The sequence below is a fragment of the Roseiarcus sp. genome (genome assembly GCF_049514155.1).
Lineage (GTDB): Bacteria > Pseudomonadota > Alphaproteobacteria > Rhizobiales > Beijerinckiaceae > Roseiarcus.
The window spans coordinates 1-9551 of record NZ_JBEKVH010000143.1 but is presented as its reverse complement, the minus strand read 5'-3'; the positions used below and the strand labels follow the sequence as shown (position 1 = coordinate 9551).

12 protein-coding genes and 1 tRNA gene are annotated in these 9551 nt (G+C 68.8%); 5 read left to right on the top strand and 8 right to left on the bottom strand.

All coding sequences use genetic code 11. The features are described 5' to 3' along the window. The 4 genes from ABSF49_RS17095 to ABSF49_RS17080 all read left to right on the top strand — a co-directional run. A partial coding sequence (locus ABSF49_RS17095) for a tetratricopeptide repeat protein (RefSeq protein WP_424113855.1) occupies positions 1 to 1082 on the top strand: 1082 nt, incomplete at its 5' end. Between the two features lie 34 nt (positions 1083 to 1116). Continuing rightward, positions 1117 to 1311: a hypothetical protein gene (locus ABSF49_RS17090; RefSeq protein ID WP_424113854.1), complete on the top strand. Its 195-nt coding sequence runs from the start codon at positions 1117 to 1119 to the stop codon at positions 1309 to 1311. 1 nt (position 1312) lies between these two features. Continuing rightward, on the top strand, positions 1313 to 2527 hold the full coding sequence (locus ABSF49_RS17085; protein WP_424113853.1) for a YcaO-like family protein: 1215 nt from the start codon (positions 1313 to 1315) through the stop codon (positions 2525 to 2527). Beyond that, positions 2524 to 3249: a TfuA-like protein gene (locus tag ABSF49_RS17080; RefSeq protein ID WP_424113852.1), complete on the top strand. Its 726-nt coding sequence runs from the start codon at positions 2524 to 2526 to the stop codon at positions 3247 to 3249. Before ABSF49_RS17085 ends, ABSF49_RS17080 begins: the two co-directional genes overlap by 4 nt. Positions 3250 to 3416: 167 nt before the next feature. Here the strand turns inward: ABSF49_RS17080 and ABSF49_RS17075 are convergent, their stop codons facing one another. The 4 genes from ABSF49_RS17075 to ABSF49_RS17060 form a co-directional block, all read right to left on the bottom strand. Beyond that, complete coding sequence (locus tag ABSF49_RS17075) at positions 3417 to 4358, bottom strand: Gfo/Idh/MocA family protein (RefSeq protein ID WP_424113851.1); 942 nt, start codon at positions 4356 to 4358, stop codon at positions 3417 to 3419. Positions 4359 to 4446: 88 nt separating this feature from the next. Then, positions 4447 to 5058 (bottom strand): cysteine hydrolase family protein, encoded by a 612-nt coding sequence (locus ABSF49_RS17070; RefSeq protein WP_424113850.1) that lies wholly within the window; start codon positions 5056 to 5058, stop codon positions 4447 to 4449. Positions 5059 to 5068: 10 nt separating this feature from the next. Then, entirely contained in the window at positions 5069 to 6127 is a 1059-nt protein-coding gene (locus ABSF49_RS17065; RefSeq protein WP_424113849.1) for a MaoC family dehydratase, read from the bottom strand. Between the two features lie 9 nt (positions 6128 to 6136). Beyond that, entirely contained in the window at positions 6137 to 6427 is a 291-nt protein-coding gene (locus ABSF49_RS17060; RefSeq protein WP_424113848.1) for a YggT family protein, read from the bottom strand. A gap of 76 nt (positions 6428 to 6503) precedes the next feature. Here ABSF49_RS17060 and ABSF49_RS17055 point away from each other — a divergent pair. After that, a tRNA-Ala gene (locus tag ABSF49_RS17055) sits at positions 6504 to 6579 on the top strand. 271 nt (positions 6580 to 6850) lie between these two features. On the opposite strand, the gene ABSF49_RS17050 is transcribed toward ABSF49_RS17055, so the two are convergent. The 4 genes from ABSF49_RS17050 to ABSF49_RS17035 all read right to left on the bottom strand — a co-directional run bounded on the left by ABSF49_RS17050 (position 6851) and on the right by ABSF49_RS17035 (position 9412). Then, positions 6851 to 7261, bottom strand: coding sequence for a resolvase (locus ABSF49_RS17050; RefSeq protein ID WP_424113847.1), 411 nt, complete (start codon positions 7259 to 7261; stop codon positions 6851 to 6853). A gap of 251 nt (positions 7262 to 7512) precedes the next feature. After that, positions 7513 to 8439 (bottom strand): recombinase family protein, encoded by a 927-nt coding sequence (locus ABSF49_RS17045; RefSeq protein ID WP_424113846.1) that lies wholly within the window; start codon positions 8437 to 8439, stop codon positions 7513 to 7515. After that, a complete protein-coding gene (locus ABSF49_RS17040; RefSeq protein WP_424113845.1) occupies positions 8436 to 9041 on the bottom strand; it encodes a DUF2924 domain-containing protein in 606 nt (201 codons plus the stop codon). The genes ABSF49_RS17045 and ABSF49_RS17040 overlap by 4 nt, the downstream gene beginning before the upstream one ends. Beyond that, entirely contained in the window at positions 9041 to 9412 is a 372-nt protein-coding gene (locus ABSF49_RS17035; RefSeq protein WP_424113856.1) for a DUF3489 domain-containing protein, read from the bottom strand. Before ABSF49_RS17035 ends, ABSF49_RS17040 begins: the two co-directional genes overlap by 1 nt. Between the last annotated feature and the right edge of the window lie 139 nt (positions 9413 to 9551).

The window sequence follows — 9551 nt, the reverse complement described above, 5'->3', positions numbered from 1 at the left end:
CGAGCTATGCGCCCGCGACCGGGCGCGAGCTGGTCGCCGAATTGGGCGCCGACATCGCCACCCGTCTGGCGCAGACCCGCGCGCTGACCGTGCTCGCGGTCGACGCGCCGAGCGAAAACGAGACGCAGAAAGCGGCCGACTACCTCGTCGAGGTTCGCCTCGCCCAAGGCCACGTCAGCGCCATTCAGCTGCGCCTGCTCAATCTGCCGGAGCGCCAGATTCTTTGGGCCGCGTCGTTCATCGACAGCAGCCAATATTTCGAGCGCGCGCCGATCACGCTGAACTCGATTCTGCGTCATGTCGAGGATCACGAGATCTCGCTGCGGGACACCGTCGATGGGGTGCGCATCGCCTATCGGTTCACCCTCGAGGCGCAGCGGCTGCTCAACGCGATCGACCTGCCGTCGATCCGGCGCGCGCGCCGCCTGCTGAAGTCGGCGCAGGCCGTCGCCCCCGACTTCGTGCCGACCATCGCCGCGCTGGCGCGATCGCACGTCATGGAATGGCTGGTGCGGGCGCCTTTTGAAGTTGCGCCGTTGGAGTACGCCGAGCTGTTCGCCAAGCAGGCGATCGCGATCAGTCCCGACGACCACCGCGGCTATCACATGCTCGGCCTGGTGCGCGTCTATCGACGGCGGCTCGACGACGGCATCGCGTGTCTCAACCGCGCGGCGAGTCTGTGTCCCGAAGACAAGGGCGTTTGCGCCGACCTCGCCGACGCGCTGGTTTTCAACGGTCAATCGCGCGAAGCGATCGCCATGCTCGACGAGCTGGTCCGCTCCTTCGATCCCAGCGGCGATTACATTCGCTGGGTGCTCGCCGGCGCCCATTTCGCCCGCGAGGACTATGGAGCGACGTTGCTGCAGGTCAAGCAGATGAGCAATCCGGCGCCGGCGTTCCGCATCTCCGCCGCCGCACGCGCGCTGATCGGCGACGTCGCCGGGGCGCGGCGGGTGGTGAAGGCGGCAATGGACTTCAATCCCAACTTCGATCTCCGCTCTTGGTTGGCGATGGCGCCCTGCCGCAACAAGGACCTCGTCCAACGTTACTCGGAGGGCTTGCGGATCGCGGGATTCGGCTGACCGGCTTTCGGTCGGCGAATGACGGGAGAGAAGCATGAGCAAAGCGACAGTTCTGCGCACCAAGGACGACGGCCGTTTCTGGCTGGTCAGTTTCGACAGGCCGGCGGTCTCCGAGATTTCGGCGAACGCCGCTCGCGGACTCGGGGCGCCGGTGATCGAGGTCGAGACGCTCGCCGCGGCCGACGAGCGTTCGGCGGCCGCCGCGTTCCCGCTGCACGTCGTGCAATAAAGTGATCGACGCCGCGTCGCTGCAAGCGCGCGGCGTCGTTTCTCGCTATTTCGACCGCGTCATCGCGCCGACTGATACGCTCGCCGCGCTGCGCCCGCGGCTGGCGGACTTCGGGATCACGAGACTGGCGAGGCTGACCGGGCTCGACGAGGTCGGCATTCCCGTTTGGGCGGCCGTTCGTCCGAACGCGTCGACGCTCGCCGTGTCGCAAGGCAAGGGCGTCGACGACGACGCCGCCGCCGCCTCGGCGATGATGGAGGCGATCGAGGTCGCCACCGCCGAGCGGCGCGATCTGCCGCATTTGCGCTTATCGCTGCGCGCGATGGCGGCCTCCGGGCGCCGGGCGGCGCCGCTCGTCGAACTGCTGCGCCTCGGCGCGTCGCCGCCGGCGCCCGACGAACCGATCGACTGGATCGAGGGTTTCGATCTGATGGACGAAGCGCCGGTCTGGGTTCCGCTCGAGGCGGTCAGGCTCGGCGAAGAGGCGGGCGAGGCGCGCTATTGGCAATCGACCGACGGTCTCGCCTCGGGCAACGTGCTCTGGGAAGCGGCGTTCCACGGTCTGTGCGAGCGCGTCGAGCGCGACGCGCTGACGCTGTGGTCGCTCGCCGGCGACGCCGAAGTCGGGCGACGCTGCCGCGATCCGCGCGATTTCGACGACCCTGCGCTCGCCGCGCTTGCGGCAAGAATCGAAGCGGCCGGGCTTCGCCTGCGCCTGTTCGACATTGCGACCGACGTCGCGATCCCTGTCTGTTTCGCCACGATTTCGCCGCCGCCGGACGGCGACCCGGCGCGCTGGCGCCACTTCGACCTGCAGAGCGGCAGCGGCTGCCATCCCGATCCGGCGCGCGCCGCCATTCGCGCCGTCACCGAAGCGGCGCAGTCGCGCCTGACCGCGATCTCCGGCGCGCGCGACGACTTCGATCCCGGCGACTACCGCGCGCGGATCGCGCTCGACCTGCTGCCGTTCGTCACCGCCGAGCCGTCGGCCGGCGCGCCGGCCGCCGCCGCGGTCGCGCCCGCCGGCTACATCGGCCACATCGCGCAGCAGTTGAGAGCGGTCGGCGCCGGCTCGGCGATCGTCGTCCCGCTCGAGGCGGGCGAACGCGGCTTCGCCGTCGCCAAGGCGCTTGTTCCCGATCTCGAGACGGTTCCCGGCGCGCGCCGCTTTCCGCTCGGCCAGCGCGCGCTGCGCGCCAAGCTCGCGCGGCGATGAAAGCGCTGTTCGCCGGCCCGTCGCTTTACGGCGACATCGTCGCGGGGCGCATCGCCGCCGCGCCGGAAATCATCTGCCGCGGCCCCGCGGCGCAAGGCGACGTCGCCGCCGCCGCGCTCGACGGCGCGACGGCGATCGGCCTCGTCGACGGCCGCTACGAGGACGTCGCCGCGCCCTGGCACAAGGAGATCCTGTTCGCGCTGAGCGAGGGCGTCGCGGTCTACGGCGGCGGCAGTCTCGGCGCGTTGCGCGCCGCCGAATGCGCGCGTTTCGGCATGATCGGCGTCGGCGAAATCTTCGCCCGCTACATGAGCGGCGATCTCATCGACGACAGCGCCGTCGCCCAGCTCCACGCCCCCGCCGAGCTCGGCCATCAGCCGCTGACCGAAGCGTTGGTGAACGTCGAGGCGACCATTCGCCGCCTCGCGACGGCCGGATCGATTGACGCGGCGCTCGCCGAAGCGCTCGCGGCGAGCGCGCGCGGTCTGTTCTTCAAGCAGCTGACCTACGAGGCGGTGGTCGAACGCGCCGGCGCGCCGCAAGAGACGCTCGACCTCATCGCCGACCATCGCGTCGATCTGAAGCGGGAGGACGCGCGGGCGCTGGTCGCGCGGCTGCACGCCCATGACGACCGACGCTCGGCGAAGCCGGCCTGGGAGCTGGCGCGGCCGCGCGCGTGGCGGCGGCAGCTCGAACGCCTCGTCGAAGCGCGCCGCGGCTGAGCGCGGCGAAGGTCTCCGCGTCAGCGCGTCAGGCCGTCCCCGTCGAAGCCCGCGCTGGCGCCGCTTGATCTTGCGCTTCCGCTGGTCGGTCGGCGGGCGGCGCAGAGGGCCGGCGCGCGAGGCTACACAAAGTCGTGATCGCCAACCGGCGCCGCCGGGCGGCGGGGTCACCAGAGGAACGGTTCGACGATCTTGCGCTCGCCGAGCCGGAAGGCGTCGGCGACGAGTTGGGAAGAGGCGCTGTCCACCACGCTCTCGCCGCGGGCGAGGAGTTCGGCGAAACGCGCGTAGACGTCCGCGTATTCCGTCGTCGGATCGGTCGCCTCCAGGCGACCGTCGACCAACAGCTTGGCGCCGCCGTCGACCAGGCTGAGGCGCGGCCCGTCGACGACGTCGATGTCGACGCGCCAGGTCTGGCCGCCGCTGCGCCGCCAGTCGAACGCCGCCGTCAGTTGCGCTCCGGGCTCGGCGGCGGGGCTGACCAGCACGAGCGAAGCGGCGATCGGCGTGTCGCGATTGGCGGGGTAATGGAGCTCGGCGCTTTTGACGTAGACCGGCCCCGGCGCGATCTTGGCGAGGATCGACAACGCGTTGATGCCGGAGTCGAACACGCCGAAATTGCCGTCTTCCCAGATCCATTCCTGGCCGGGATGCCAGACGCGCACGTCTTCGGTCCATTCGATCGCCACGCGAGCGAGCCGACGCCCGAGGAGGCGAAGCCGGGCCGGCTCGACCGGGCGATGGTATTGCGAATGGCTGGCGGCGAAGACGACCCGACCGCGCTCCGCGGCGTGGGCGGTCAGATCGCGGATTTCCGCGAGCGTCGGCGCGGCCGGCTTTTCCAGCAGGACGTGCTTGCCGGCGTCGATCGCCTCGCGCGCGAGGCGGTGGCGGACGTTGGGCGGCGTGCAGATCGCGACGGCGTCGAGACCCGGCGCGGCTGCATAGAGCTCGGCGGGCGTTGCGAACGTGGGGGCGCCCTCGACCTGCGCGCCCGACCGGCTGACGACGCCGACAAGGCGGAAGTTCGGATCGTGGGCGATGACCGGAAGGTGCTCGTCGCGGGCAATCTTGCCGACGCCGATGATCGCGATCGAGTATGGCGCCACCTCGGACCCTCCGAAGACCCCAAGGCGAATTAGCGCCGACGGACCCGTTGGAGCAAGCGCCGCGTGCGCCGGCGCCCGCGCGTTCCGTTCAATCGCCGGCCTCGGCGGGGGTCTCCTTCGACCGCAGCCGCGTTTTGGCGAGCCGCGCCGCCGCCACAGTCATATCGGCGTCGACGATCGCCGCGTATTCGCCGGCGAGGCAGGCGAGCGCGAGGCGATGGACGATCTCCGCCGGCCAGAAGCCGCCGGCGCCGTCGGCAAGCGCGACCGCCCAGCAGGCGTCGGCGACGACAAAGACGCGATAGCCGAGATCGGCGGCGTGGCGCGCCGTCGCTTCGACCGAATTGTGCGTCAGCACGCCGCAGATCGCCAGCGTCGTGGCGCCAAGGCCGTCGAGGGTTTCCTCGAGCGTCGTGCCGACGAAGGCGCTGTGGGCGCTCTTGCCCACGACCGCCTCGCCGGGGCGGGGCGCCGCCTCCGGCTTGAAGGCGTGGCTCGGCCGATCCGGGCGATAGGGCGAGTCCGGCTCGACCGAATCGTGCCGAACATGGACGATCGGCAGGCCCTCCTCGCGCCAGGCGGCGAGCAGCGCGGCGATCGCCCGCTCGGCCCCCAGGTTGTTGCGCGGGCCCCAGCGCGCGTCGTCGATCGCCAGTTGCAGGTCGACGAGGATCAGCGCGGCGTCGCTCGGCAGGCGCATTGCGGTCCCTCTAGCGCGGCAGCAGCGCCCAATAGTCGAGGTCGAGGACGACGCTCGGCTCGTAGCCGTCGCCCTGGCGAGCGGGAAAATCGCCGCACGGGCGGTTCTTGGCCGCGATCGTGCGCAGCCGCAACGCGCCGACGTCGGCGCGGCCGGGCAGGGCCGCCGTTTCCAGAACCTCGCTCCAGGCGAAAACCGTGTCGCCGGCGAACAGCGGCGCGACGTGCCGGCCGCCGTTGATCGCCGCGACGTGGAAGGCGTTGGCGAGGCCGTTGAAGGACAGCGCGCGCGCGAGCGAGATGACATGGCCGCCATAGATCAGCCGCCGGCCGAACCGGCCCTGGCTCTCGCTAAGCAGGTTGAAATGGACCTTGGCGGTATTCTGATAGAGGCGGGTCGCGATCTGGTGCTCGGCTTCCTCGACGGTGACGCCGTCGACGTGGTCGATGCGCTCGCCCGTAGCGTAGTCGCCCCAGCGATGGGGCGAACCGGCGAGGGCAAAATCGTACGCGGCCGCGTCGATCTGCGGGCAGGCGGCGCCGAGCTCGGCTGGCGCAACCGACGCGGGCAGATCGGGGACGTGGGTCTTCGGCGCCGGCGCGGCGGCGTCGCGCTTGCGCACCATCACCCAGCGCACGTACTCGAGCGCCAGCCGCCCGTGCTGATTGAAGCCCTGCGAACGGACGGTGACGACGCCGCTCTCACGGTTGGAGTTCTCCTTGAGGCCGATCACCTCGGAGGTCGCCGACAGCGTGTCGCCGGGATAGACCGGCTTGAGAAATCGGCAGTCGGCGTAGCCGAGATTGGCGACCGCGTTGAGCGAGACGTCGGCGACCGTCTTGCCGAACACGACGTGGAAGGCGAGCAGGTCGTCGACCGGCGACTGCGGATAGCCGATCGCGCGGGCGAAGGTCTCGGCGCTCTGCACGGCGAAGCGCGTCCCACAGAGCGCCGAATAGAGCGAGACGTCGCCGACCGTGAGTGTGCGCGGCGTCGCGTGGCGGAGCGTCTCGCCGAGGCGGAAGTCCTCGAAGAACCGGCCGGCGGCGGTCTTGGACGGGGCGCTCACAGGCGGCGTTCAGAACACGTAGGGGTAGATGTAGAGCGTGATGATTTCCTCGACCAGCAGGATGAGCAGGAAGAGGATGATCGGCGAAATGTCGAGGCCGCCGGTGTTGGGCAGGTAGCGGCGGATCGGCCGCAAAGCCGGCTCCGTCATTGCCACCAGCGCGCTCCAGACCGAACGGACAACCTCGTTGCGGGCGTTGACGACGTTGAAGGCGATCAGCCACGACATGACCGCCGCGACGATGATGATCAGCTTGTAGAGATTGAGCGCAATAATCAGGACGTCGAGTATGGCCCGCATGGAGGCTCCTTGTCAGCCTATTCCCGCTTTCTTTCGTTGACACCTGCGGGGCGCGCACGTAAACAGCCGCGCGGACGGGGCTGTAGCTCAGATGGGAGAGCGCTGCAATCGCACTGCAGAGGTCAGGGGTTCGAATCCCCTCAGCTCCACCAGTCCGTCCGCGCGCGCGGCGGCGGTTTCCCTCAAAGACAAAACCGACGACAAGTCCGTGAGTTAGCGAGGGCCGTCATGGTCTGCGCTCCGGTCAGGCGGTCCTATCCGGCCGCCAGAGCGCGACACCGGCGGAGAGTCTGAGGCGGCGCAATTCCGTTTCCCGCTCCGGCATCGCGTGGCGCGCTCAAGCCGCGAGTTCGGGTCTCAAACGACAGGGACGGACGGGCGGCGCGCGGCTGTCGCGTCTCTTAGAATCAAGCTTCCGGACGATCAGGGGCGGGCAGGGGCCTTGAGGCCGAGCTTCGACCATTGTTCGGGCCAAGCGACCGGAAGGTCGAGCAGCCGCTTCAGCCCGAAGCCCCGAGGCAGGTGGCCTTGGAGCGCCGCCTCGACCAGCGCTGGATCGAGGAAGGCGAGCGAAAGGGTCTGGCGGATCGATCGCTCCGTGCGCTTCTCGCGCGCCGCGATCGATGCGATCGAGGCGGCTGGGTCGGCGACAAGTTGATCGAGCCAATGCCGAGCGTTGCGGAGCCCGATGGCGAATCGGCTTCGCGCCTCGCTCCGCATCGGCCGAAGCGCGGTCAGGCGAGAGCCGTCTCCCTGCACGATCTCGCGACGACGTTGGGGGGAGCGCGGCGTCCAGGGAAGATGGATGGTATTGCCGCCGTCCACCGCGGCCAAACGGTCATTCAACTCGATGGCCAAACCAGCGCGGCCGATCGCCACGCGCTCAAGGCCGTCGCGGATGTTGTGGGATGAGAGACTGTCTGCGTTTGGGCCAACAGCGCCGCGAACGGCCCGAAGGACTTTGTTCTCGATCTCCGCCGCAGCGAGTCGGGGGAAGGATCCGGCTTCCGGCTTGCGCCCCTGCAGGATGGCTTGCGAGACGTAGTAGCGCCAGCGCCGCGATCCCCGAGAGACTTCGCTTGGGCTCATCCGATGGCCACGATCATCATAGAGTTTGCCGGCGAGCAGAGCCCCGTTGATCGAACATTCCTGTTGCGACGGTGGGTGTGGTCGCCGAGCAGGGCCTGAACCCGGTTCCACGTCTCGGCGTCGATGATCGCCTCGTGCTGTCCGTCGTACACGCGACCCTTGTGAGGGAGCATCCCGACGTAGATCGGGCTCGACAGGATATTATGCAAATGTCCGCGGCTGATGAGGCCGCCGCCCGTGTGTTTTCCGGTCCCATCGATCCGCTCCGGGAGGCGCACGTTCTCGCTGTCGAGCGCAACCTTGAGCGGGACGACTGCGCCGAGCTCGAGGTAGCGGCGGAAGATCTGCCGCACCAGAGCGGCGTGCTCCTCGACGACGTGCAGCGCCCGGTTCTCGACCCGATAGCCAAGCGGAACAACGCCGCCCATCCACAACCCCTTCTTCTTTGACGCCGCGATCTTGTCGCGGATTCTCTCGCCCGTGACCTCCCGCTCGAACTGGGCAAAGGACAGCAGCACGTTGAGCGTCAACCGCCCCATGCTCGTGGTCGTGTTGAAGGCCTGCGTGACGGAAACGAAAGACACGCCATGAGCGTCGAAGAGCTCAACCAGCTTGGCGAAGTCGGCGAGCGAACGGGTGAGGCGATCCACCTTGTAGACGACGATGACGTCGATCCGACCTTTCTTCACGTCCTCGAGTAGATTCTGTAGCGCCGGGCGATCGATCGAGCCGCCAGAGAAGCCGCCGTCGTCGTAATGGTCACGGATCAGCTTCCAGCCTTCATGGGCCTGGCTCTTAATGTAGGCTTCCGAGGCTTCACGCTGGTTGTCGAGCGAGTTGAACTCCTGTTCGAGGCCGCTGTCGGAGGAGACGCGGGTGTAAATCGCGCACTTGAGGGTCGACTTGTGGCCCTCCGGCGTCACGGGGCCGCCTCAGACTGCGAGGGTGCTGATGGCGTCGCCCTCGCTTGCCTCGCCTTCGCTGGCATTGCCCTGGCAGGCGTCTGGCGGCCGGATCGCAAGCCGAAGAAGCGATGGCCGTTCCAACTTGTGCCGGTGATCGCTTTGGCGACCATCGACAGGCTGGCGTAGGTATCGCCGTTCCAGGCGAAGCCTTCGCTGAGCACGGAGACGCGCTCGAGCCGGCCCCGCCATTCGCGCGCCAGCAGGGCGCCGGGGCGGAGGTCGACGCCGTCACGTGTGGCCGGCGAGCGGTTGGCGAACGGGACGGGGGTAGAATGATCCCCCGCGTCCTTGAGGCTGCGCAGCCGTCGCTGCGTCGTCGCGCTAACATCTCCAAATGCGGCGGCTTGGATTCGATAGGCGAGCAGGCGCGCCAGCAGCCATGTCGGCAAGTGGGCGGGAGCGGTCCCGCCTAGATGGTTGCGCCACTGAAGGAGCAGCTGACGCCTGTCGAGGTCGGGCAGGCTCGAAACGAGTTGGCTCAGCCGCTCTCGATCGTCCGCTAGAGGCGCCGGTTGAGCCGGCGCCTTGGCCAGGGATCTGGTTTTCCTCAGCCGCGCCATCAGGCGGCCTTGCGAATTCGCGCCTTGGCGGAGCTACGTGTCGCCCCGGTCCGATGCTTGTGGCGAACGGGCTGATCGTCAGCGCCGCTTTCGGACGGGCCAGTGTCTCTGGCGACGGCGCCGCCAGCGGCGGCTGCTTCAGTCGCCTCGTCCGACGAACGCGCGGACACGATCCGATAGATTGAGCCACGTGTTCGGTCCGATCGGTCCGAGGTCAGAGTGTAGCCGCGCTTGCGCAACCCCGTCAGCGCGGCGCGGGTCGTATGGGGCAGCCAACCAGTTGCCGCAACGAGCTGGGCGACCGTCGCGCCGTGCTCGCCTTCGAGCATCGCAATAATCTTGGTGATCTTTGTCCCGACGCGGGGTGACACCGGCACAGTTGCGGCGCAACTAGCCCTTCCTATTCATGACGACGTTCAGTTTGGCGCTTGGGCGGCTTTGGGGGACTTCGGGCGCACGGGTTCGTTCGGGTATTTCACCGTGTGACGGCCGATACTTTTGCGAACGCGT